This is a genomic window from Kribbella pratensis, assembly GCF_004366075.1.
In the GTDB taxonomy this organism is placed as follows: domain Bacteria; phylum Actinomycetota; class Actinomycetes; order Propionibacteriales; family Kribbellaceae; genus Kribbella; species Kribbella pratensis.
In genome coordinates, this window is sequence record NZ_SODU01000002.1 from 1132984 (window position 1) to 1157240 (window position 24257).

Genomic DNA, 24257 nt, shown 5'->3' on the forward strand with positions numbered 1-24257 from the left:
CCGATGACGATCTGAACCCTCCGCCACGGGCTCCGAGGCGACCTGTATCCATCGTTCGCTGCGGTCCACTCGTACGTCGGCATTTCCTGTCCCCCAGAACCCTGATCGATCGTGCTGCACCGCAGCAAGCGCCGGTCAGCCTACATCGCAGGGATGTGAAGTCGGCTCATTCGCCCTTGTAGCAAAGGCAGAACGGGTGGCCGGCGGGGTCGGCGTACACGGGACAGCTGCCGCCCTGCGGTGGTAGCAGGGTTCCTCCGAGCCGGAGGGCAAGGCGTTCCTTCTCGGCCCGATCGTCGAAGCCGATGTCGAAGTGCATCTGTGGCGGGTATTCGGGGTCGGGCCAGCGCGGTGGTTGGTAGTTGGGGACGCGCTGCAGGGCGATCATCGGCAACCGGTCGTCCTCACGGGCAATCACGATCCGGTCGGGTGAGTCATCGACCGTACGGCGCATATCCAGCACACCGCCCCAGAACCGAGCCAGCGGTAGTGGATCGGCGCAGTCGATCACCACGCGGACGAGCGTGCCGAATCGATCCGTGGGTTCGGTGAGGCCGGGGTAGAGGCAGAACGGATGGCCCACCGGGTCGGCGTACACGCGCCAGCCGGGGAACTCCTCCAGCTTCGTCGCCCGGTGCTCCAGCACCGCTTGCTCGGCGGCCTCCAGGTCGGCGACGAGCACGTCGAGGTGGATCTGCGTTGGGCTGGTCGGGTCGCGCCAGCGTGGAGGGCGCATCCGGCCCTCGCCTGTCCCGATCCGTCCATGGGTGAGCATCGTGTAGAACGCGCGCAGCTCGTCCTCGCGCTCCTCGGGGCAGCCCACGACAACCCAGAATCGTCCGTCGTGCTCGTCGGCGTCGATCGACGTACCGACAACCTTGGCAGCCTCGTCGAGCACCACACTCACGAACGCCTGCCCACGGTTGCCGACCAGGACGACGCGGACCATGCGGTCGTTGACCAGCCGCGCACTGCTCACCGCCCGGTCCGAACCCGCGAGCTCCTCCACATCTGGCTCCCACGCCTCGGCGATCCACGGACCTGGATCCCATCCGACGAGACCGCTGACCGCGTTGGCCGCCGGTACGTCCGCCTGCTCCAAGGCGTCGACCCAGCGGCATGCAACTTCGACGAGATCTCGAGGCATCTCCGCAGTCTCACCCCGACGGACCACCCGATCAAGACTCGACCTTCCGGAGCGCTGGACCTGGACCAGCGAACTGGCCGACGGCCTCGCGACATCGAACTGCAGGTCAGGGCGTCGTCAGGGGCGGTTTCGAACCGCCAACCTTCTGCCTTTAAGGTCGACGGTGCTTCCCGCACTGCGCGGGGTCGCGCCAACTGCCAAGCACGGCTTGCCGTCGCAGGGGTGCGAGTGGGCACAAGAAAAACCCGCCCCACGAGGGGACGGGTGGTTGATGTCGCCCACTTTAGCCCGGCAGATTATCTGCGGCAAGCTTGCCGGGAAGCCGCGGCCTACCAGCCTGCGGGGCAAGCGTAGTTGCCGACCTGGAGTGGGAACTGGGAGCTCGTGAAGTCCGACGCGTCCAGCCTGTACCACCAGTGGCCTCCCACGCCGTCCGTCGGGCGCCCCTTGAGGTCGCCCGCGAGGTAGCTCTTGGTCGGGTTGATCACCCCGACGGGGACGCGCTTGCGAGCCTCTTGGATAGGGAACTTGAGATCGCTGTCGTTCGACACGATCACAGCCGCATCGACGGCACTTGTGAGAGCGTCGATCAGCAGATGCGATGCGACGTTGACGTCTGAGCCCTTCTCCTCTGTGTTCAACACGCTGACGAGGAACTGCGCGTTAGGCACAGGCTGCGACGACGAGTCCTGGACCATGACGGGCCAGCCAGAAGTCACGACGACAGGGCGACCTTGCCTGTCCTTTGTTGCCAGCGGCGCGGTCTTCGTCCGTGCAACGTACTTCCCGTACTCGATATGGTCCACGCATCCACTGCTACGCAGTGCTTTCAGGTACGTGTCCTGATCGAATTGACCCGAGGGGTTCGTGCGGGCGTCGATCCGCGCTGTGCAGTAGACGAGGCGATGAATCGTCGCGGTTGACCAGCCTGACTTCCGGACGAGGATCCCGTCGATCATCTGGCGGATGTCCAACCAGCGCCAGCCAGGTTGACTGCGGCCGCACCAGTCACGACCCCCGTAGTACAAGTTGTAACCGTCCACATACACGCCGACACGCATGCGCAGAAACTAGTCCACGTCGAGCCGATTGAGTACTTGCCCGTCGGGCCTTGTGGACAGTGCGATCGGTCGCGTTGGCTCAGGTGTGGGTTGCGACACCGGGTGGCTGTAGAGCTCCCCACAATTCTGCTCGATCCTGACAGGCGCCAGCGGCCGGCTGCCTGCTCTCCAATGTCCTCAGGCTGACCATCCACTTCTTTGGCAAGGCCGACAGCTCGGGCCGACTCGGGCACGGTAAAACATCTGGGCGGCGAGGCGAGTTCGGCAGTTCGCCGTGGGCACGGTCACGTTGTGAGCGGTGGTCGACGTTGGCCGTCGGGGCGCGCGATAAGCGCGCAAGCCGCGAGCGGCAGCTCGCAACATTGCCGGCGATAGCCGGAGCGTGCGTGGGAAAGAAAAGCCCTCCCCGGTTGAGCGGAGAGGGTGGTGGTGGTCAGGGGCGGTCTCGAACCGCCGACCTTCCGCTTTTCAGGCGGACGCTCTACCAGCTGAGCTACCTGACCGGGGAGAAAGTTCGGCGGCGGTGTTGTGGACACCGCCGCCTTCTCCTGGCGACCCAGACGGGACTCGAACCCGCGACCTCCGCCGTGACAGGGCGGCACGCTAACCAACTGCGCCACTGGGCCAAATGACTCGATGATCTTACAGCATCTTCGAGGTACTTCTTGCACCGGTCTTTCGACCGTATCCCCAACGGGATTCGAACCCGCGTTACCGCCTTGAAAGGGCAGCGTCCTAGGCCACTAGACGATGGGGACTCGGACCCGCGGGAGCCGAAGCTCCAGGGACAGCCGTAAGCATAGAGGACTTGGTGTCAGGCTCCAAAACGAGTTCTCGAGGGGCGCCGTACGCCGCGGAGGAGCTCGGCGTACGGCGCCCCGGGCCGGGTGGGCGTGACCGGCCCGGACAGCTGATCGCGCGACGTCAGGTGGTCGCGTCAGGGGCGATCAGCTGCGGGTATCGGGCAGCGAACAGGTCGTAGAAGCTCCGCGCCGGGAGGACGAAGCCCTGCGGTCGGGCGGCGTCCGCGACGCCGTACGCCCAGAGGGCGGACCCCATCCGCTGGTTGGGGGTGCCGTGGTGGCCGGCGCTGGTGAAGCCGCAATCGCCCAGCTGGTAGAACATCTGGCCGAAGGCCTGGACCCGCTTCCAGTTCATCGCCTCGCCGCGGGCGTGTGTGAGGAAGTACGCACTGAACGCGTCCGCCATCAGCTCCGCCCACCGAGCGGACTCGGGCGCCGGCAGGTCTGTCCGCATCAGGCCGTCCGAGTACTGGATCTGGTGACCGAACTCGTGCGCCAGGATGGCCTGCGGTGCCACGTCGCCGAGCCCGATCTTCGCGAAGCCCTCCAGTACGCCGTCGCCGAAGGCGATCCGCCGGTGCGAGGCGCCGTACGCCGGGACGTCTTCGCCGCCCGGAGCCGCGTACGCGTTGAACGTGAACAGGGGCAGGTCGCCGTACCCGAGGGCCGCGCTGTTCAGCTCGCGGGCGACCAAGTCGGCCGACACCCGCGAGGCGGCCGGGTCAGCACCGTAGAGCACCGTGAACACCCGGTAGTCTCGCTCGGCGTCGAGCATGATCCGTCCGTGCGCCGGCACCAGCTCCACGTCGCTCGACGGGATATCCCAGAACCCCTTCAGGTTCTGGAACGTCTTGTTCACGGTGTGAGTGAACTCACCCCGCACGCCGTAGCTGAACGGACCGCTCTGCGGGAAGTAGACGGCGTCCAGCATCGCCATGTCGAACAGCAGCACGTGAAGTACGGCGAGACGCTGCTCGAAGCTCCACGCTGCGACGTCGGGCATGATTGCCGCCACCACGGGAGGCGTCGCGCTGGAGCACTCGTACTGCGTCGGGTCGATGGCGGCGAGCAGCGCGTCCCGGACCGGACTGTCGGCCAGTCCGAGCTCGGCCCGGACCGCCTCTGCCCGCTCGCGCATGGCCGGGAGGTTGTCGACGACCTGCTGAACCTCGGGCGACAGGTCCTGCATCGCAACAGCAGCCGAGGCCGGTGCGGCCGTCAGGCCGAGTGACAGGCCGACGGCCGCGACCGCAGACCAGACCAGGGTCTTTCTCATGAACACTCCTAGGGGACCGAGGGGGAAGCGGCATCAGTATCGGCAGGCGCAGACGGCCGTCACGAGGTCTGAGCCCTGTCGGAATCCGGCATGGCGGGAACCTGTCGCTGCTGATACACAGGGGCAATGGAGCCGCTCCAGGCGCTGGGTGTCTCGGCACCGGCGGAGACGCTGTACCTCGACCTGCTGCAGAACCCGGGGACCACGCCGGACTCCCTCACTGCCCGTTACGGCGACATCGAGGCTTATCTGGCCGAGCTGACCGTGCTGGGCCTGGTCGAGCGCGCCGACGGCACGCTGGTGGTCCGTCCGCCACGGCTGGCCATGGACGCCGTGGCGGAGCGGCACACCACACGGGCCGCTCTGGCTCGTGAGAGCGCCGATCTGCTCACAGAGCTGTGGAAAACGGCTGCGGGGAAGCAGGACTACCTTGAGGTGCTTCCGACGTACGACGCCGCGCAGTCGGTGCTCAACTCGGTCCAGACCGAAGCTCAGGAGCACGTGCGGGCGATGACGATGGGCAACATCGCCGCTCGCGAGCTACGGATCGTGGAGGGCCTGTTCGACGCGCTGCGACGCGGTGTGCGGTACGACGTTATCTACGGAGCGCATGTCCTCCAGGACGCCAGCGCACTGCACCTGGTGCAGGAGTGCATCGACGCGGGCGAGCAGGCTCGGGTGTTCCCGCATGTACCGCTCAACATCACCGTCGTCGACGCCCGCTGGGCGCTGGTCGGTGCGCGGACGGAGGTACGCCGGGGACCCGAGTTCGTCGCACTGGTCGTCCACGACTCACCGTTGCTCGGCGGCCTGGAACGAATCTTCGAGGCGCTCTGGCGGATCGCCGTACCGATCACCGGCGGGACCGAGCTGAACGACGTGACGGCCGGTCCGAGCCTGGAGGCGAAGCGGCTGTTGACGTACCTCAGCGCGGGCCTCACGGACGAGTCGATCGCCCGCGAGTTCGGCGTCAGTGAGCGCACCATCGCTCGCCGGATCGGCCGGCTCCAGGAGGCGCTGGGTGCCCAGACCAGGTTCCAGCTCGGCGTCCAGGCATCCCGTCAGGGCTGGCTCTGAGTCACTACGCTGGCGGGGTGATCGAGATGAGTCGGGGCGACTTCGAGGGGCTCGTGGCGCAGGCGCTGGACGAGGTGCCGGAGGAGTTGGCGGGGCTGATTGACAACGTGGCGGTGTTCGTCGAGGACGAGCCGCCGGCGAGCGATCCGGACCTGCTCGGGATCTACGAGGGCATCCCGCTGACCGAGCGCGGGCACGACTACGGCGGCGTACTGCCGGACCGGATCACGATCTACCGCAATCCCACGCTCGCGATCTGCGAGAACGTCGACGATGTCGTCGATGAGGTGAACATCACGGTCGTGCACGAGATCGCGCACCACTTCGGCATCGACGACGCCCGGCTGCACGAACTCGGCTACGGCTGACCCTAGGCCGATCGCGGCTGTGTGAGGTAGCCTCTGGCGGCCGGTTTCGGGGACCGGATCGCCCAACCTTTTGAACGATCTAGTGAGGCTCTCGCCGTGAGCGATCAGCAACCGCCCGCCTGGAACCCCGACCACCGCCCGACCGGGCCGTACGGCGCCCCGCCGCCTCAGGGCGGTACGCCGTCTCAGCCGTACGACGCACCGCCGCAACACACTGCTCCACTACCGCGGTACGGCCAACCGCCGCACCAGGGCCAACCACCGCAGCCCGGGCAACCGCCGCTGCACTCCGGCCCGCCCCAGTACGGCAACCAGGCACCGCAGTACGGCACCCAGCCACCGCCATACGGCGGTCAGCCGCCCCAGTACGGCGGTCAGCCACCCCAGTACGGCGGTCAGCCGCCGCAGGGCCTGTACTCGGGCAGCCACCAGCCGGCGACCAAGCGTCCGAAAGGCCCCTGGCTGCTGGTCGGCGCTGTCGGTGTGGTCGTCGCGCTTGTCGCTGGCGCTGTAGTCCTCCTGACGACCCGCGGCGACGACAACTCCGATGCCGGCGCCCCGGTCCCGACGGCCACCTACACGGACTCGGTGGAGACCCCAACGGCCAGCCCGTCCACCGAGCCCCCGTCGACCACCCCGTCGACCACGCCGACCCCGTCGTACACCCCGAAGCCCACGCCGGCCGAGCGGCGCCGGACCCTGAAGGACGTCGACAAGGGCATCGCCGTGTACGACGACGTGTACGTCGCCCCCGCCGCGGGCTGGCGCAAGAGCCGCTCGACGACGTACTCCGTCACGCTCGGCGCCACGACCAAGGCCGGTGCCGCCATGGTCGTGGTCAGCCCGGCCGGCATCTCCCCACGGACCGCGGTAGTCGCGGTTGCGCAGGCGCTGATCAAGGCCGACCATCTGAAGGCCGCCAAGCAGGGGCCGGTACGGACGGTCAGCCCGGCGAACTCGAACATCGGCGCCCAGGCCGAGATGACCTACTCGGGCCGCTATGCCGCACCGAACGGTGCCGTGTTCTCACTCGTCTCCAGGTGTACGACGATGACCGGCGTCGAGTCGATCCACAACGTGACGGTCACGCTGTGCGTCGCGGCCCGGAAGGACGCGCAGAAGTCGGTGTTCAAGGACGGCGACCGCATGCTCGCCTCCATCGCCCGCTCGATCTGATAACGACCGAAGAGCCCTAGGAGCGGCCGAAAAGGAGCTTCCAGGGCATCAGGGCCGACTCGAGTTGGACCTTCAGCGACATCTTGGAGACGCCTTCGGTGCGTTCCTCGAAGTGGATCGGGACCTCGGCGATCTTCAGGCCGCGCTTGACCGTGCGGTAGTTCATCTCGACCTGGAACGAGTACCCGTTGCTCTCGATCGACGACACGTCGATCCAGCGCAGGGTGTCGGCCTTCCAGGCCTTGAACCCGGCCGTGGCGTCCTTCACGTGCAGCCGCAGGATCGCGTTCACGTAGAAGTTCGCGAACGCGGACAGCGCCCGCCGGTGCCAGCCCCACTCGGCCGCTGCCGAGCCGCCCGGAACGTACCGGGAGCCGATCACCACGCCGGCGTCCGTGGTCCGCAGCGTCTCGACCATGGTCGGGACGACCGAGGCGGGATGCGACAGGTCCGCGTCCATCTGGATGACGATGTCGGCGCCTTCGTCGAGCGCGCGGGTGATCCCGGCGACGTACGCGCGGCCGAGTCCGTCCTTCGCGGTCCGGTGCAGTACGCCGACCTTCTCCGGCGACTCCTTCGCCAGTTCGTCGGCGACGTCGCCCGTACCGTCGGGGGAGTTGTCGTCGACGACGAGAAGCTCCAGGCCGGGCAGGTTCAGGTCGGACAGCAGCCCGGCCAGCACGGGCAGGTTCTCCCGCTCGTTGTAGGTCGGTACGACGACCACGATCTTGGCTAGCTCACCCATGACTTTCCTTCGTCGGAGACACCGAAAGCTATCGCATCTCCGGTTTAGGGTCGTGCAGGTGATAGCGCTTGGTGTCGATATAGGTACGACGAACCTGAAGGTGTGCCGAGTTCCCGACGGCTCGGTGCGTTCGGTCCGTACGCCGGACGACGCGGAAGCCTTGCAGCACGCCGTACGGCGGTTGGTCGCGGAGCTGTCGGAGGGACAGCGCGTCGATGCTATCGGTATCACCGCGATGGCGGAGACCGGCGTACCGCTCGACCGGGAACTGCGGCCACTGACGAAGCTGATCACCTGGCGTGACCAGCCCGGTGTGGAGCAGGCTCGGCAGCTCGATCCGGTGGAGCTGTACGCGCGGACCGGTCTCAGGCTGAGCGCGAAGCTGCCCGTGGTGACCTGGCGGTGGTTACGAGAGACACAGCCGGCTCTGCTCGCGCGGACTCGTCTCTGGGTCGGTGTGCCCGATCTGGCGCTGGCTGCGCTGACGGGTTCTTACGCGATGCATCTGACTCATGCGCAGCGTCTCGGCGTACTGGATCTGCAGAGCCGTCAGTGGGACCAGGAGCTGCTTGAGTACGGCGGTCTGGACCGCTTGCCTGCTGTGGTCGAGCCGATGACCGTCGCCGGCACCACCCCCGCCGGCGTGCCGGTCGTCCTGTGTGGCCACGACCATCTGGTCGGTGCGTGGGCGGCGGGGGTACGAGAGCCGGGTCAGGTCGCGGACTCGCTCGGTACGGCGGAGGCGATCATCACACCGAGCTCCGGACTGGTGTTGAGCGACGTACTGCGCCAGCAGGGCATCAGCATGAGCTGGTACGTCGACGGGCGGCACGGCTGTGCTGTGTCAGGGAACGGCGCCGCGGGCGGGCTGGTGGAGCAGCGGCTCGCCTCGCTCGACCGCGACTACACCTGGCTGAACGCAGAACTCGAACCCGTAGGCGTGCCTAGCGATCAGTTCATCGCTCCATATCCCCAAGGCCGTCAGGCGCCGGCGCCGTCCGATGAGTCGACGTACGACGTGACTCGGCCGGTGAGCGATCCGGCCGAGGAGATGCGGGCGCTCGTGGACGCGTTGAGCTTCCATGCGCGATGGATGGCGGAGGAGCAGACGCGGCTGCTCGGGATCGACTGGCAGGACACGGTCGCCTTCGGCGGTCCGGTGCGGCTGGGCGGGTGGATGACGCGGAAGGCGCTGGCGTCCGGTGGGCGGTCGTTCGCCGTACTGGAGAGTTCGGCCACCGCTGCGCAGGGTGCTGCGTCGATGGCGGCCGAAGTGGTGAGCGGTGTGCCGGCGGAACCCTTGCAGGCAAGGCGGATCGAGGTTCGTCCACAGGATGCTGAGACGTGGGATGGCGCATTCTGGCATCGATTCCATAAGGTGGTCTCATGAGCCTCGACGCACTGGCGTACCCCGACGGAACCTTCGCGATGGTCGCGATGGACCAACGCGAAAGCCTGCGCACGATGCTGGCCGACCACGGCCGACCCGACGCGCCCGAAGACCTGCGCGCATTCAAAGCAGCCGTCGCCGAGCACCTCGCCCCGCTGGCGTCCGGTTTCCTGATCGACAAGGGGTACGACGCTCCTTCACGGCCCGGCTGGATCCTCGCGGCCGATGCACTGACCCAGGAGCGCGGCGGACCGGTCACCGACACCCACCTGGACGAGACCGTCGACCCGCAGGCCGCCCGTGCGGCCGGAGCGGTCGCCCTCAAACTCCTGGTGATCTGGAAACGCGACAACCAACAGGAACGGCGACGAGAGATGTCCGAGGAGTTCGTACGCCGCTGCGCTGACGCCGGCCTCCTCTCCGTTCTGGAGCCCGTCGTACAACCCGCGGACGACGAGCCCGACTTCGACCTGGACAAGGCGATCCTCGACGCCGCCGCGGCCCTGGGTCCCGTCCGCCCCGACCTCTACAAGGCCCAGGTCCCGAGCCGCGGCACCGGCGACGCCGCCGGCATCATCGCCACCTGCCGGCAACTCACCGAAACACTGCCCGTCCCGTGGGTGGTCCTGTCCAACGGCGTAGCCCGCGACGACTTCCCAAGAGCAGTAGAACTCGCCTGCCGCGGCGGCGCCTCCGGCACCCTCGCCGGCCGAGCCCTCTGGACCCCCGCCCTCGAAACCGACAACCCTGCCGCCGTCCTCGCGACGACCTGTCGTGAACGTCTCGCCCTCATCGCAGACATCGTCCACGAACACGGCCGTCCTTGGACGAAGGTCAGTTGAGGGCAGCTAGTTCCGGGTGGGTCAGGGTGTCTTCTGTGGCTAGGAGGAGGACGCCTATGCACCAGGAGTGGGAGAGGGTTAGGAGGGCTCCGGGTGGGCCGAAGCATTCGGTTTGGTAGTAGCGTTCGGTGACCATGCCGCGGCGGGCGTTGAAGTCGCCGTCGTGGCGGGCGATGAACTGGCGGGCGAATCTGAGGTGTTCGGCGGCAGAGGTGGCGTAGCTGTCGTCGCCGGTGAGGGCTGAGAGCGTGGCCAGTTCGGCGGTGCAGATCAGGCCGTAGTTGTGCAGGTGCTGGTTGGACGGGCTCGCCTGGTCCGCGCCGCGGCTGCGGAAGCCGTACGCCCCGAGGATCGTCTCGGGATCGAACCGTACGTCGTAGCTGTAGCGGAACGTCAGCATCCAGTCCGCGGCATGGCGCGCCAGAGCAAGCCATTCGGAGGACGGATCGATCCGGTGCAGGCCGACGTACGCGAACAACGCGGCGTACCCGTCCTCGGACGTCGGTGCCAGGTCGACGTCCTCCGGGGCGCCGCACAATGTCTCGTCGCGGACGAAGGAGGCGTAGTACTGCCCGCCGCGGCGCGCTGCCTCGCGGAAGCGTTCGTCGCCGAAGAGTTCGTACGCCTCCGCCATCGCGCCGACCCACGTGAGCCCGGCCGCTCCGAGCCGGGACAGCACTTCGCCGGTCTCCAGGTGGTACATGCTCCCGAAGTTGCCCTCGGCATCTTGTGCCGCCAGCGCGAACTCCAGGTTGCTGAGCGCTGCCGCACGCCACACCGGATGCTCGACCGGCTCAGCGGCGATCGCCCGCAGCGTGAAGAGCGTCGCCTCGGCCAGCGTTCGCGCATGCAGCCCGCCGGGCACCGGCGTCCACGACTGCTTCCAGCCCTTCCCTGCGTACCACGTGCCGAAGAACGTCCCGGCCGGTGTCAGGTTCGCCGTGATGTGGTCGATCACCGCCGTACCGGCCTCGACGTATGACAGGTTGCCGACACGTCGGCCGTGGCGCAGCAGCGCGTGCGCGTACGGGATCCCGCTCACCCACGCCACGTGCATCGCAAGCCGGTCGCCGCGATCGCCCAGGTCACCCGCGAGCTCACGGTCGAACAGCGCGGTCTCGATCAGTACGGCGGGATTCTCCCGGTAGTGCCAGCGCCACAGGCCGTACGCCGTCAGCTCCGCAGCCTGGGCGATGTCGACCCAAGGCGTCACCGGCGGATGGGCCGCGCGCTCACGATCACGCAGTACCTGGAGCACCGGCGCATAGCTGTGCCGGTCCGCCGGCAACGTCCACAAGCTGGCCTGAATCTCGTGCCACTCGCCGGGCTCCCAGCGATGACAGTCCGCAAGCGGGTCGACGCCACGAGGTTCGCCGATGTAGCTGAACGGCTCCTCGCGATAGGGCAGCGATACCCAGATGGTCGCCGGCCGGTCCGGTCCAGCGCCCAGGCCGAGTCCGCTGAGACCGAGCGACGTGGTGGCGCCGACTGACAGCGCCACACCGCCCTCCTCGCCCCAGGCGAACACGACCGGTGTCGCGGCGCGATCCGCCCGGAACGCCCACTGGTCCGCAATCAGGTTCTCCGCATCCAGCTCACCGGGCGCATAGCGCGGGTAGAGCCGGGCACAGGCAGGATCCCGGTTGGCGCCGTAGAACAACCCGGGGATCAGCCAATGCGGCGCGTCCGGCGCCGCGACCTCGAGACGCACACGGGCATCGGCCGCGGCAACCCCGTCGTACTGCACCCGCAGCTGTACGGCGTGCTCGTCGGCACCGACCGGTGTGACCTCGAGCTCGACGCGCCAGTCGGGCGAATCGATCGCTGAGCCGTCGACTGTCTCGAGCACTACGTTCAGGTGCACCGTATGAGCCTCTCTCTGGGATGTAGTCCGAGCCCGTCGATCGCGATCACCCGTTCGCCGCCGACTCCATGCCAGCAGACGTCGATCGTGCGTTCCTCCCCGGGCAGCAGGACGAAACCGCTGTCCGACACCCGCAGCCATCCGCCCGCGTCGCCCTGCACCGGACGCGCATCCCGGATGCGAACGAACGGTGCCACCGGACCCGACAGGTGCCGCACGCTCAACTGGTCACCGCGCAGTTCCGCGTCCACTTCGATCCGATGATCGAGCAGGTCGGCAAAGTCGGTACCAGTCAGCACGTACCGCCGTTCCGCCCGGAAGTCACCGGCGATCAGCTGCAGGTCCACGACGAACGGTTCAGCAGGTGTGGCGGCACGCAGTTCACCCGCGAAAGCCTCCGCCGAGACGTCTTTGTACGTCAGGGTTGTGAGCTCCGTACCGCTGAAGGAGAGGAGCCGGGCAGTGACGGTGGCGGGCGGGAGCGGATGCTCGGACAGGAACCACAAGGGCACCCGAAGCTCGGCATGGCCGGCCCAGGACTGGCGCGTGCAGACGGCGCCGACCAGGACATGACGATAAGCAGCGGCAACCCCGAAGTACGCGGGCTTCGGCTCGCCGGTGTGGGTGACCGCCGACGTGCACCAGGCGTTGGGAAAGGGCTCATTGAACTGCCACGGGAGAGTGCCGACGCAGCGCGGCCAGCGCCGACGGTGAGCTTCCGTGGCGTACTGGAGCCCGTCGCGTTGCAGGAACTGACTCGCCAGGCCGAGCGTGTCCAGGTCCCGGATGCGGTGACCGAACGACTCCTGGACCAGGTCCTCGTTGTTCCACCAGCGCCCCAGATGGTCCCAGACGGGCCGTCCCCGGGTCGGCAGCCGGCGATCCGGCTCGGGCACCACCTGGGCGACCGATCGCGGCATCGTCATCCCTTCGACGCCGAACTCGCTCAGCAGTTGCGCCGTCCCCGCGTCGTACAACGCGTAGTGGTCGCGCAGTCCTTGGTGTTCCCATGGCCCGTGGACATCGTGCTGGTCGTCCGGTGCCTGCTGGATCAGATCCAGCCGGTTGAGGAACGCGGGACCGGTGGGCGAGGTCGCCAACCACAGGCGCTCGGGATCGAGTCGCCGTACGACGTCTCCCAACGCGTCCAGGACCGGAGCATCGGAGAGCGGTTCGCCTTCGCCGGCCTGCAGTTCGTTGCCACCGCCCCAGATCGCGAGCGACGGATGGTGCCGCAGGCGCGGCACGATCGCCTCCGCCTGCGAACGCATCATCGCGACGAAGTCCTCGTCGTCGGCCGGCGTCGACGAGATCCCGGAGCTCGACTGGGCGAACTCCTGCCACACGAGCAGCCCTCTCCGGTCGCATTCGGCGTAGAACTCCGGCGTCTCGATCAACCCGCCACCCCAGACCCGCAGCAGGTTCACCCCGGCGTCGACGGCAAGATCCAGCAGATGCCTGAGCCGGTCAGGTCGCGGTACGCCGTAGCTGAGATCGATCGGCACCCAGTTCCAGCCCTTGGCGAAGATCCGCCGCCCGTTCACCTCGATCCCGTACGGCGCGGCGTCCGTGGGCGCGCCGTCGGCCCGGAAGAACCGCAACGTCCGGAACCCGATCTCGTACTCCCGCCGGTCGCTCACCACGCCATCGGCATGCGCGGTCGCGGTCAGGTGGTAGAGGTACGGCGTACCGCTGCCGTTCGGCCACCAGAGTCGGGGATCGCGCACCTCGAGCTCCCGGTCGCCGGTCGCGACTATGACCCCATCGGCATCCGTCAGCGTCAACTCCACGTGATCGTTGCCTGGGGCCCCAACCAGGACCCGGTCCGCGGTCACGGTGAGATCCGTGATGCGGGCGGGTCCGGTCAGTTCGACGTACACCGACTGCCAGATGCCTTGGTGGACGAGCCGCGGGCAGAAGTCCCAGCCGTACGTCATGCGGGACTTGTGCACCCGGACCTTGGCCGTGTGACCCACCTGCGGCTCGCTCACCGGCGCCGGCTCCACGACGACCACCAGCGTGTGCTCAGCCGACGTCCGCACCAACTCGGTGACGTCGAACCGGGCCGCGACGAACATTCCGTCCACCCGGCCCAGCTCGGTGCCGTCGAGGTACACGACGGCGCTGTGGTCGACGCCGTCCAGACACAGAAACGCCTGCTGTCCCGGTGGTGGCGGCTCCAGCCGGAACTCGTGCCGATAGGCCCAGTGCCGGTCGGGCACCCACTCGATCGCCCGCGTGTTCAGGCCGACATACGGATCGGGTACGGCGTTCGCACGCCACAGATCGTCGACGACGCTGCCCGGTACCGTCGCCGGCAACCACGCGTCGGGTTCACGCAGCGGGCCCCAGACACGGTGATGCCGCCATTCGTCGCCGAGGAAGCCCCGGACCCTCCAGGGCTCCCTGTCGAGAGGTACGCGCATCTCACTCAGTCGTGAGCGGCGGCGGTGCGGCCGGGTCCCACTCGAGCAGGTCGACCTCGGTGGGGCTGACGTCGCCGTCGGCAGGGATGCGCAGCGTCTTGACCTCGTGCGGCGTGAAGGCGGTGTCGAAGGTACGGCCGAGGAAGGGCACGTCGATCGTTACCTCCGCGTCTCGTCCCGCGGTCTCGTACGCGCGGAGGATGGTGGCGCCGCCGTGGTCCTCGGCGCGTTTGAGGACCGAGACGACGACGTTGTCGGCGCCGGTCACGGTCACGTACGACTGCGACGGCGGCAGCGGCCCGCGGTGGAAGCACTCGATCAGCGCGGTGACCGGCTGGTTGAGCTCGGCCGCACGACGGACCACGGCCGCCGCACGCCAGTCGCCGCCGTGCGGCAGCAGGCGGTAGGTGAACCGCTGGATGCCCTGATCGAGGTACTCGTACACACCGTCCTCGTCCAGCTGCCACGGGTCGTGCCAGGCATAGACAGGCGAGCGCACCGCCGTCATCGCCAGCACGGAACGCCCGGCGGTCGTGCCGTCGACGGCGAACGAGTACTTCCCGTCGTTGAGCACCGCGACGCCGCCGCTCGGACCGGAAACGTCGACCCATGCGTGCGACGGCACCTCCTCGCGATTCTGCTCGCGTTCCAGGTGCCCGTAGGGGATCTCGTGCATCGCCACCGACTCTTGCAGCGCGAACGGGAAGCACAGTTTCAGCGACTTCAGCTGTTCGCGCCAGTCCACCGTGACCCGTACCTCGACGGCGTCCGACCCCGCGTCCAGCACGAACTCCTCGACCAGCCGCGACCGGCCGTACGTCGATTCCACCCTGATCAGCTGACGCACCGGGCCGTCCGCGAGCCGCCGTACCCGCTGCACCTTGAAGGAGTCGACGGTCTTCCACAGCGACCGTACGCCGTGGCTCCAGGTGTCCGTGTCGTCGCCGATCACCTGGGCATGCGCGACGCCGGAGGCCAGCAGGTTCGGCCCGCCCGCCGTCGCGAGCGACTTCAGCCAGCCGGTCTTCGGGTCGACCTCCGCGTGGACCGTGCCGTTGTCGAGCACCAGGCCGTCGCCGGTCGGCGCGCCGAGGTGGTACGACGGCTCGTCGCCGGTCCGCATCGTGAACAGCTGATAGCCCAGCGGCGGGACGTTCGCGGTGAAGGCGACCCGCCGGCGGCCGCCCGCGGTCGCGGCCGATCGGACCTCCTGGAGGTCGAGGATCCGGCCGTCGAGGCCCTCGCGGAGCTCGATCGCCCCGCGCATCGGGGCGGGATAGCCGAGCTCGAGCTCGACCGTCGCGGTCACCGGCCAGGCGTGCGGGTTGAACACCGCCACCGGCACCATCATCGCCTCCGCCGGGATGTCGATCTGCCGCGCGATCGACTGGATCGAGCGGTTCGCCAGCCGGGCCGCGATCGACTTCGCCTCACCGAGCTGATCGCGCGCGTCGTCGTACGCCGGCTCGATCGCGGTCCCGGCCGCGATGTCGTGGAACTGGTTGAAGATCACCTGTTTCCACGCGTGCCCGAGCTCTGCGGTCGCGTCCGGCATACCGCTGACCGTGGACGCGATCGTGGTCCACTTCTCGGCCGCGAGCAGCGCCTGCTCGGCCAAGCGGTTCTGGCGCTTCACGCCGGAGTGCGCGGCATAGCAGCCGATCGCGTGCGGCTGCAGCTCGGTCGGGTGCACCGGGATCCCGTCGAACGTCCGCGCCTCGTCGAAGAACCGGCGCATCGTCGATGGGAACATCTCGGGGTACAGGTCCCGCTCGGCGAGCTGCTTGATCGATTCGATGTTCTCGATCGTCGGACCGCCGCCGTGGTTGCCGACGCCGTAGAACACCATCAACGGTTCGGTTGTCACCGGCAACTGCTGCAGTGCCTTCGTGACGTGCCCGGTGATCTCGCCGCGGGGCGAGCAGTACTCGTGGGGGATCCGGTACGCCAGCACGCGCGAACCGTCCGCGGACTCCCACCAGAACTTCTGGCCGGGCAGCTCGCGTTCGTGCGTCTGCGGCCGGAGGAACGCGTACGAGTCCAGCCGCGCCTTGCTGAGCAGCTGCGGCAGGTTGGCGTTGTGACCGAACGGGTCGACGTTGCAGCCGACGGTCGCGATCACGCCGAGGTGCTCGGCGAGCCAGTGCTGCGAGTACAGCGCGTGCCGGACGAAGGCCTCGCCGCCGGGCAGGTTGCAGTCCGGCTCCACCCACCAGCCGCCGACGATCTCGAAGCGGCCCTCCGCGACCCGCTTGCGGATCCGCTCGAAGAGCTCCGGGTCGTGCTCGGCGATCCAGCTGAAGTACGCGACCGAGTCCGCGGTGAAGACGTAGTCCGGATACTCCTCCATCCGGTCCAGCGCCGACCGGAACGTCGCCCGCACCTCCTGATATCCCTCCTGCCACTGCCAGAGCCACACCGCGTCGATGTGCGCGTTGCCGATCATGTGCAGGGGACCACGCTTGGTCATAGAGCCTTCCTGGTGTCGGGGGTGTCAAAGGCCCAGCGGTCGACGAGCTCGCTGACCAGGTGCAGGGCAAGGACGTGCATCTCCTGGATCCGCGCCGTCTCCTCCGCCGGTACGACGACTGCTAGATCGGACTTGTCCGCGAGCTCCTGGCCGCGGACCGAGGTGAACGCGACCGTGCACGCACCGTTCGCCCGGGCGGCCGCGAGTCCCTTGACGACCGTGGGCGAAGTGCCGGACGTGCTGAACCCGACCACCATGTCCTGCGGCCGGACCAGCGCGGTGACCTGCCGGGCGAACACGTCCTCGTACGAGTAGTCGTTGGCGATGCAACTGACGACCGCGGCGTCACCGATCAAGGCGACCGCGGGCAGTGGACGGCGTTCGCGCAGGTAGCGACCGATCAGCTCGCCGGCCAGGTGCTGAGCATCGGCCGCGGACCCGCCGTTGCCGAAGGTGTAGAGCACTCCGCCGGCCGCCAGCCGCCGGATCAGCTCGTCCGCGACGGCCTGCACCTGGGGCAGTTGAGCCCGCATCGCCGCGGCCACTTCCGAGTGTCGATCGAGCTGCCCGTCGAGCAGCCCCTCGAGTCTGGTCGTCACGCGTCCCCCAACCGCTCGTACGCGATCGCCGCAGCGCCGAGCACACCGACCGCATCACCGTGCCGACTGAGTACGACGTCGCAGGCGCGCGCCGCCGGCGGCATCGCCTGCCGCAGCGCGGCGTTCCGCACCGGGTCGAGCAGCTGGGCACCGGCCCGGGTCACCCCGCCGCCGAGTACGACGAGTTCCGGCTCGCAAACGTTGACGAGTACGGCGACCATCCTCCCCAGCATCGCGGTCGTCTCGTCCCACACTGCCCGCGCGATCGGATCGCCCGCGCGGGCGTGCGCCGCAACATCCTTCGCGGTGATCGGCAGCCCGGCGAGTGTCGAGTCCGAACCGGCGACGGCTTCGGTGGCTCTGCGGGCGATCGACGTACCGGAGACGTAGGCCTCGGCGCAGCCGCGGGCACCGCAACCGCACTGCCGGCCCTGCCAGTCGATGACCACGTGACCCAGCTCACCGCCCTGCCGGGCCGCGCCGTGGAACAGTTTGCCAGAAGCAACGATCCCGCCGCCGAAGCCGGTCGACACGGTCAGGTAGACAAGGCTCTCCACACCCCAGCCGCCCCACCGGTACTCGCCGAGTGCGGCCGCGGTGGCGTCGTTCTCGACGTACGTCGGTAGTTCGAAGCGCTCGGCCACCAATTGACCGAGTGGTACCGAGTCCCAGCCAGGCAAACCTGGCGGCCCGAGAATCACCCCGGTCGACGGGTCGAGCGGACCGCCGCAGCCGACCCCGACCGCGGCCACGGGCGTGGAGCCGACGGGTAGTCCTGCCTCGGCCAGCGCTTGCTCGCCGAGGTCGAGCAGACGCTTGACGACCGCGGTGGGACCTTCGCCCACCGCGGTCTCGATCCGGCAGAACGACCGCACGGTGCCGTCGCGGGCGACGACGCCGGCGGCGAGTTTGGTGCCGCCGACGTCGAGGGCGAGGACGGGCTGCAGCTGGGTCACACTCAGCCTTTCTGCGCGGTCGTGGCCACGCCGTCGAGGATGTAGCGCTGCCCGAAGGCGAACAGGATGATCATCGGAACCACGGCGATCACGCTGGCGGCCACCGCGATCTCCCACTCGTAGTGACCCGAGAGGGCGAAGGCGTCGATGATCTGCTTCAGGCCGCGCGGCATCGTGAAGTACTCCGTGGTCTGCAGGTAGATCAGGGGTTTCATCAGGTCGGACCAGCTCGCCTTGAACTCGAAGACGAACACGATCACCAGGGCGGGCTTGCACAGCGGGAACGCGATCCGCCGGAACATCGCGAAGTAGCTGCAGCCGTCGACCCGGGCGGCCTCGAAGAGCTCGCGGGGAATGCCGAGGAAGAACTGCCGGAGCAGGAAGACGTAGAACGCCGAGCCGAACAGGTTCTGCGCCCAGAGCGGGATCTGGGTGTCGATCATGCCCAGCTTGTTCCAGATCAGGTAGACCGGGATCATCGTCACCGCGCCGGGCAGCATCATCGTCGACAACAGGATGCCGAACAGGATGTTCCGCCCGCGGAACCGGAAGTACGCGAAGCCGAACGCGACCAGGGCGCTCGACAGCGTCACGGCCGCGGCCGCCATGAACCCGACGGTCAACGAGTTCGTCAGCCAGCGCAGCACCGGCGCGGCGTCCCAGACCCGCACGTAGTTCGACGGCTGGAAGATCTCCGGGATCAGCCGGTTGTCGAACACCTGCGACCGCGGCTTCAGCGACGCGGACACCAGCCACACCAGCGGATACACGAACGCGATCGTCGCCAGCGTCAGGAACACGAAGAACGGCAGCCGCCGCCAAGGGAAGGTCATCAGCGCTCCCCGTGGTAGTACACGTAGCGGTTGCCGATCCGGACCTGGAGGAACGTGATCAGCAGGATGATCACGAACAGCAGCCAGGCCATCGCCGAGGCGAAGCCCATCTTGAAGAACTGGAAGGCGTTCTGGAACAGGTAGACCATGTACACCAGCGACTCGTCGGAGGCCGTCGCCTTCTGCTGCGGCCCGTAGAACATCGTGTAGGCCTGGTCGAACATCTGCATGGCCGCGATCGTGTGCGTGATCACCGTGAAGAACAACGCCCCGGAGATCATCGGCACGGTGATCTTGAAGAACCGCGTCACCGGACCGGCGCCGTCCAGCTCGGCCGCTTCGTACAGCTGCTTGGGTACGCCGTTCAGCGCGGCCAGGTAGATGATGACGGTGCCGCCGACGGTCCACAGACTGACGATCGCCAGCGACGGCTTCAGCCAGTTCGGATCGGCTGTCCAGTTCGGCCCGTTGATACCGAACCAGCCGAGGACCTTGTTGATCAGGCCTTGCTGACCGTTCAGCAGCAGCAGGAACATCGCCGCCGCCGCGACCGCGGGCGTCATCTCCGGCAGGTAGAAGGCGGTCCGGAAGAAGCCGCCGGCCTTGCCCACGCGCTGCAGCATCATCGCCAGTGCGAGCGCGAAGACCGTGCCGAGCGGCACGAACATCGCGGCGTAGACGAAGGTGTTGCTGAGCGACTTGAGCACCCGCGGGTCGTCGAACAGCTCGCGGTAGTTGTCCAGGCCGACCGCGTGCGGCGCCTGGATCATCTGGTAGTCGGTGAACGACAGCACCAGGCTCGCGATCATCGGACCAGCGGTGAAGATGAGGAACCCGATCACCCACGGCGAGATGAACAGCCAGCCGGCCCGGTCCTCCCGCTTCGCCAGCGGACTCCGCTTCGGCCGCCGGCGACGCGCGGGCTCGGCCTGCCCGCTGGTCGCCGGACGCTCGACGGTGGTCGTCATGTCAGCCCTGGCTGGCCTTGTCGAAGGCGGCCTTGGCCTCGGTCTGTGCCTGGTCGAGGGCAGCCTGCGGGGTGACCGAGCCACCGAGTGCCTTGGCGACCGCGCTCTTCCAGGCGGCGTCGATCTCGGCGCCGGCCGGCGACGGGTTCAGCGACTTCGCCTTGTCGAGCACGTCGTAGTAGTTCTTGATCGCCGCGTCGAACCCGGCGTCACCGCTGGGCTTCAGGTACTGCGCCTTGATCTCGTCGTCGGCCACCTTGTTGCCGGTGAACAGACCGGTGAAGAAGCTCTTGTCCTTGGCAACGGTCTGCATCCGGGCCTCGGCCGCCTTGTGCCAGGTCTCCTTCGAGGTGAGCGTCTTCGCCCACTGGCAGGCCGCGTTCGGGTTCTTCGCGCCCTTCGGGATCACCCAGGCAGAGCCGCCGATCGTGCTGATCGGCTGTCCTTGCCGGTCGGTGAACGGCGTCGACTGCAGCTTCAGCCCGTTCGCCCGGGAGTCCCGCAGGACGTTCACGTACCAGTTCTCGATCGGGAACGCGGCCAGCTGGTCCTTGGTGAACTGGTTCTTCGCGCCGAACAGGTCGAACGTGTCGCGGAAGGTCTTGAAGTTCGACCAGCCGCCCTGGTCGTTGATCAGCTTGATCGTGAACTGCAGCGCCTCGACCGCCTTCGGGTCGTTGAGGTTGGGCTCGCCGCCGGGTTTCACCAGCTCCGCGCCGTTCGCCATCGCCCAGAGCGGGAAGAAGTCCGGCATCTTCGGGTCGTACCCGATCCGGGACGGGCGGCCGTTCTTCGCCGTGTAGAGCTTCTTCGCGGTCGCCTCGAGCTTGTCCCAGTCGGCGGTCTGGATGTCGCTGACCGGCACCCCCGCGGACTTCAGCGCGGTCTCGCTGATCAGGTTCGTCGACACGGTGTAGAACTCCGGGATGCCGTACGTCTTGTCCTTCAGCTTGACCTCGTTCAGCGCGGCCTCGCGATACTGTGTGGTATCGATTCCAGCGTTCTTGATGCAGTCGTCGAGCGGCTGGATCGCGCCCTTCGCGGCATAGGTCCCGACCAGGTTGCGGGCCATGTAGACGACGTCCGGCGGGTTGCCGCTGGACACCGCGGTGAGGAACTGCTGGGCGTCGAAGTCGCCCTTGTTGTTCTGCACGGTGACGCCCGGGAAGGCGGTCTTGAAGGCGGTGATCCGGGACTGGGCGACCTCGTCCTCACCGCTGAAACCCATCACCTTCAGGGAACCGGTCGGAGTCGAGGCTGCCGAGCTCTGGTCGCCGCTGCCGCCGCCGGCGTCCTTCTTCCCGACGCCGGCGCAGGCGGTGAGGGCCAGCGCGCCGGCCGCGAGCACCACGGGAAGGCGCAGGTGCTTCATGGGGTTGCTCCTAACGTCTACAGGGGACGAGCGGCGGAATGTGGTATCGATGCCACATTTCCGGAATGCAGGAACCGTACGGGTGCGTCCGAGCAGTCGTCAAGACGTCAGCGACGACCTTGTGGAGAACGAGGACCTGTCTGGTCCTAGCGCGGAGCGGGTCCGGTGGAGCCGCGGACGATCAGGCGGGCCGGTACCTTGACCTGCCGGCGCTTCGGGGTGAGCTCGCCGCGGATCCGGGCGAGCAGCAGGCGCGCGCAGCTGCGGCCCATCTCGACCGTGCTCTGGTCGACCGTGGTCAGCGCCGGCTGGACCAGCGACATCCACGGCACGTCGTCGTACGCCGCGAGACTGATCTGCCGCGGGATCTTCAGCCGGCGGTCCTTCAGCTCGGCCAGCGCGCCCTGTGCGAGCACGTTGTTCGCGGAGATGATCGCGGTGACGTCGTGGTCGTTCAGCAGCTTGCGCGTCGTCAGCCGGGCGGCGTCCGCGTCGAAGCTCGTGTAGGCGATCAGGTCCTCGTCCACGGTGAGGTCGTTGTCCACATGGGCGGCCCGGAACCCGGCGAGGCGGCCGGCGCCGGTCGACCACTTCGTCTCGTCGATGAGCAGGCCGATCCGGGTGTGGCCGAGCGCGATCAGATGCTCGGTCAGCTCCCGCGCACCGGTCTCGTTGTCGCCCAGTACGACGTCACTCTTCGACCGGCTCAGCTCGCGGTCCGCGCAGACGACGTGCACCCCGTTGTCCTGCAGCACCTGCGGGCACTTCGCGGTCACCGGTGTCACGATCACACCCGGCACCCGCATCGCCAGCAGTGTCTCGGCCGCCTGCAGCTCCTCGGCCGGATCGCCGTTGTCGTTGACGAGCACCATCTGGTACCCCGCTGAACGCAGCTCCTGCTCGATCCCGGCGGCGAGGTCGGCGTAGAACGGGTTCCGCAGGTCGGAGATGAGCACGCCGATCGACGTCGACGTCCGGCTGCGCAGGTTGCGGGCGTTGTGGTCGGTCACGTACCCGATCCGCTCGGCCGCCGCCCGGACCCGGGCCCGTACGGCGGGTGACGCGTACCCGCGCGTGTGCAGTGCACGGGACACGGTTGACGGCGAGACACCGGCCTCCCGTGCGACGTCCTGCACCGTGGGACGGCGTACCGGCGGCTGTGTCGGTTGTGGCACCGCCCGTGCCGCCTGCCCCCGGGGACTCATGGCCCGCAGTCTAGATGGTCGGTCGCGCTCTGTACCGGTTCCACGTCTGCTTGACGGCGTCGAAATCCTCGGTGCGGAAGTCGTAGCGATCCGTGTCGGTGCCGTCCACGTAGTACAGCGCGGGCACCCCGAGGGAGTCCTGAATCCGCAGGTAGTCGCGCCACTCCGCGTGACTGGGCATCATCCAGCCGTCCGTGTCCACACCCAGCTCCGGCACCACAGAGCGCACCACACCGGCCCGGTAGCTCATGTGACGAGCGACATAGCCCGGCTCGGCGGAGTGATCGTGCAGTACGTCGTTCAGCCGGATCATGTCGGTGACGTCGAGGAAAGCCGGATTGGGTGTGTGCGTGACGACCAGAGCGTCTGGCTTGACCTGCTTGGCGGTGTCGTAGACCAGCCGGAGCTGTTCGTGCAGCAGGGCAGCTCCCCACCGGTTGCCGCTGTGCCGCAGTGACGAGCCGGACGGCGTCCGCGCGGTGAAATCGATCTTGAACCCGTCCGCGTCCAGTCCGTCGGCCGAGAGCATGTATGTCACCGCATCCCGGATCAGCTCGACACAGGCCGGTGACTCCGCGTCCAGCCCGACCGGCTCGCCTCCAACGTCGGTGATGCACGCATCCGGTGGGGCGCCTTCGAAGTCCCACGCCTTCCACCACAGCAGCACCCGCTGGCCGGCCGCGTGCCGCTTCGCGATCCACCCGGCGAGGTCGGTCCAGCGCGCCGGATCGGGTCGGCAGGTCGCGTAGGACGCCTGCCACTTGTCGTCGATCACCACTGTCTCCGGCACGATGCCATGGCCGGCGAGGGTCTCCAGAAAGGTGTCGTAGTTCGCCTGCGTGGCCAGCGGCTGTGGTGCCTGGTCGGTCCGTACGCCGAGAGCGCACTGCGCGCCCCAGCCGCAGAAGATCGTCCCCGACCACCACTCGGGCCGCTCTGCCACGCGCGAAGGCACAGCACCCGCAGCGTCGAGCAGCTCACGATGCCGAACCAGCACGTCCTCAGCCGAGTCACCACCCAGGTGCACGACCAGGAGCGGCGTCGTAAAGGTGCCGTCGACGGCGGTGTGACCCTCGTAGTCCAGCTGGAGGCTGAATCCGCCAGTCACCGGACGGTAGTGGTAGCTGGTGAAGTTCTGTTCGGCGACAGGTGCGACCAAGCTGAACCCGATCCACTCCTCAGAGACGGCCGCAGCGAAGCACCAAGGCGCCGGAGTGAACAGCCACCTCTCGATCCCCGGTTCACCGCCCTCGCCGCAGACGCTGATCGTGGCCGGCTCGACCGCGTCCCGGACAACCCGCGTCGGATGGTCCGGATTGGGCGAGTACACCTGCCGCAGCCGGGACCCACTGGGCAGGAACCCACGGGGAGTACGGCGTCCGCCCAGCAGATGCACGTCCGTGAGACGACCCTGTCCGGTCACTGTCGTCTGGACCTCGATGCGGTCCGGCAGGAACCGTGTCGTCGTGACCCGGCTCTCCCAGACCGAACTGCGAGCCGTCACTCTCACCACGCCGGATTCCGACGTGTCCACGTCGAGCGAAGAACTCTCGTCGAAGCCCTCCGCGGTGTCGAGCGAGGCGAACAACCGCAGGTTGAACAGGACCTGTTCGTCCCGGCTGACGGTCGCGTACGCCTTTCCGGCATTCACGTCCACGCTGTAGTCCACAAGGTTCCTT

Annotated in this window: 19 protein-coding genes and 3 tRNA genes; 5 read left to right on the plus strand and 17 right to left on the minus strand. The window is 68.0% G+C overall.

Going from position 1 to position 24257, the window contains the following annotated elements; translation table 11 throughout:
- Positions 1-166 precede the first annotated feature (166 nt).
- The 6 genes from EV137_RS20510 to EV137_RS20535 all read right to left on the minus strand — a co-directional run bounded on the left by EV137_RS20510 (position 167) and on the right by EV137_RS20535 (position 4287).
- Positions 167-1147 (minus strand): VOC family protein, encoded by a 981-nt coding sequence (locus tag EV137_RS20510; protein WP_134130363.1) that lies wholly within the window; start codon positions 1145-1147, stop codon positions 167-169.
- Positions 1148-1476: 329 nt separating this feature from the next.
- On the minus strand, positions 1477-2208 hold the full coding sequence (locus EV137_RS20515; protein ID WP_134130364.1) for an NYN domain-containing protein: 732 nt from the start codon (positions 2206-2208) through the stop codon (positions 1477-1479).
- A 427-nt stretch (positions 2209-2635) separates the two neighbouring features.
- Positions 2636-2711 (minus strand) — tRNA-Phe (locus tag EV137_RS20520).
- Between the two features lie 46 nt (positions 2712-2757).
- A tRNA-Asp gene (locus EV137_RS20525) sits at positions 2758-2834 on the minus strand.
- 59 nt (positions 2835-2893) lie between these two features.
- Positions 2894-2966 (minus strand) — tRNA-Glu (locus tag EV137_RS20530).
- 166 nt (positions 2967-3132) lie between these two features.
- Positions 3133-4287: a hypothetical protein gene (locus EV137_RS20535; RefSeq protein WP_134130365.1), complete on the minus strand. Its 1155-nt coding sequence runs from the start codon at positions 4285-4287 to the stop codon at positions 3133-3135.
- A gap of 126 nt (positions 4288-4413) precedes the next feature.
- On the opposite strand from EV137_RS20535, the gene EV137_RS20540 reads away from it, so the two are divergent.
- From EV137_RS20540 to EV137_RS41095, 3 genes are all read left to right on the plus strand, one after another.
- Positions 4414-5364, plus strand: a complete 951-nt coding sequence (locus EV137_RS20540; protein ID WP_134130366.1) for a LuxR family transcriptional regulator — start codon at positions 4414-4416, stop codon at positions 5362-5364.
- A gap of 17 nt (positions 5365-5381) precedes the next feature.
- Positions 5382-5732 (plus strand): metallopeptidase family protein, encoded by a 351-nt coding sequence (locus EV137_RS20545; protein ID WP_202870493.1) that lies wholly within the window; start codon positions 5382-5384, stop codon positions 5730-5732.
- A 96-nt stretch (positions 5733-5828) separates the two neighbouring features.
- Entirely contained in the window at positions 5829-6908 is a 1080-nt protein-coding gene (locus tag EV137_RS41095; RefSeq protein ID WP_202871053.1) for a hypothetical protein, read from the plus strand.
- Between the two features lie 16 nt (positions 6909-6924).
- Here the strand turns inward: EV137_RS41095 and EV137_RS20555 are convergent, their stop codons facing one another.
- Positions 6925-7653 carry a polyprenol monophosphomannose synthase gene (locus EV137_RS20555; RefSeq protein WP_134130367.1) on the minus strand — a complete coding sequence of 243 codons (729 nt, stop codon included), beginning with the start codon at positions 7651-7653 and terminating at the stop codon, positions 6925-6927.
- Between the two features lie 58 nt (positions 7654-7711).
- On the opposite strand from EV137_RS20555, the gene EV137_RS20560 reads away from it, so the two are divergent.
- A complete protein-coding gene (locus tag EV137_RS20560) occupies positions 7712-9043 on the plus strand; it encodes an FGGY-family carbohydrate kinase (protein WP_166679953.1) in 1332 nt (443 codons plus the stop codon).
- The gene (locus EV137_RS20565) at positions 9040-9885 is read left to right on the plus strand and encodes a hypothetical protein (RefSeq protein ID WP_134130369.1); all 846 of its coding nucleotides are present in this window, start codon (positions 9040-9042) and stop codon (positions 9883-9885) included. Before EV137_RS20560 ends, EV137_RS20565 begins: the two co-directional genes overlap by 4 nt.
- On the opposite strand, the gene EV137_RS20570 is transcribed toward EV137_RS20565, so the two are convergent.
- The 10 genes from EV137_RS20570 to EV137_RS20615 form a co-directional block, all read right to left on the minus strand.
- Complete coding sequence (locus tag EV137_RS20570) at positions 9878-11749, minus strand: YyaL domain-containing protein (protein ID WP_134130370.1); 1872 nt, start codon at positions 11747-11749, stop codon at positions 9878-9880. The genes EV137_RS20565 and EV137_RS20570 overlap by 8 nt on opposite strands.
- Complete coding sequence (locus EV137_RS20575) at positions 11740-14175, minus strand: glycoside hydrolase family 2 protein (RefSeq protein ID WP_134130371.1); 2436 nt, start codon at positions 14173-14175, stop codon at positions 11740-11742. The genes EV137_RS20570 and EV137_RS20575 overlap by 10 nt, the downstream gene beginning before the upstream one ends.
- Before the next feature lies 1 nt (position 14176).
- Positions 14177-16645, minus strand: a complete 2469-nt coding sequence (locus EV137_RS20580; RefSeq protein ID WP_134130372.1) for an alpha-mannosidase — start codon at positions 16643-16645, stop codon at positions 14177-14179.
- On the minus strand, positions 16642-17244 hold the full coding sequence (locus EV137_RS20585) for a D-sedoheptulose-7-phosphate isomerase (RefSeq protein WP_238175448.1): 603 nt from the start codon (positions 17242-17244) through the stop codon (positions 16642-16644). The genes EV137_RS20580 and EV137_RS20585 overlap by 4 nt, the downstream gene beginning before the upstream one ends.
- Positions 17241-18200, minus strand: a complete 960-nt coding sequence (locus tag EV137_RS20590) for an ROK family protein (protein WP_238175449.1) — start codon at positions 18198-18200, stop codon at positions 17241-17243. Before EV137_RS20590 ends, EV137_RS20585 begins: the two co-directional genes overlap by 4 nt.
- 2 nt (positions 18201-18202) lie before the next feature.
- Positions 18203-19033, minus strand: coding sequence for a carbohydrate ABC transporter permease (locus EV137_RS20595; RefSeq protein ID WP_134130373.1), 831 nt, complete (start codon positions 19031-19033; stop codon positions 18203-18205).
- The gene (locus tag EV137_RS20600) at positions 19033-20001 is read right to left on the minus strand and encodes a carbohydrate ABC transporter permease (protein ID WP_134002720.1); all 969 of its coding nucleotides are present in this window, start codon (positions 19999-20001) and stop codon (positions 19033-19035) included. Before EV137_RS20600 ends, EV137_RS20595 begins: the two co-directional genes overlap by 1 nt.
- A gap of 1 nt (position 20002) precedes the next feature.
- Positions 20003-21373, minus strand: coding sequence for an extracellular solute-binding protein (locus tag EV137_RS20605; protein WP_134002722.1), 1371 nt, complete (start codon positions 21371-21373; stop codon positions 20003-20005).
- 146 nt (positions 21374-21519) lie between these two features.
- Complete coding sequence (locus EV137_RS20610; RefSeq protein WP_134002724.1) at positions 21520-22578, minus strand: LacI family DNA-binding transcriptional regulator; 1059 nt, start codon at positions 22576-22578, stop codon at positions 21520-21522.
- Positions 22579-22588: 10 nt separating this feature from the next.
- Positions 22589-24247, minus strand: coding sequence for an alpha-amylase family protein (locus tag EV137_RS20615; protein WP_134002726.1), 1659 nt, complete (start codon positions 24245-24247; stop codon positions 22589-22591).
- Positions 24248-24257 lie beyond the last annotated feature (10 nt).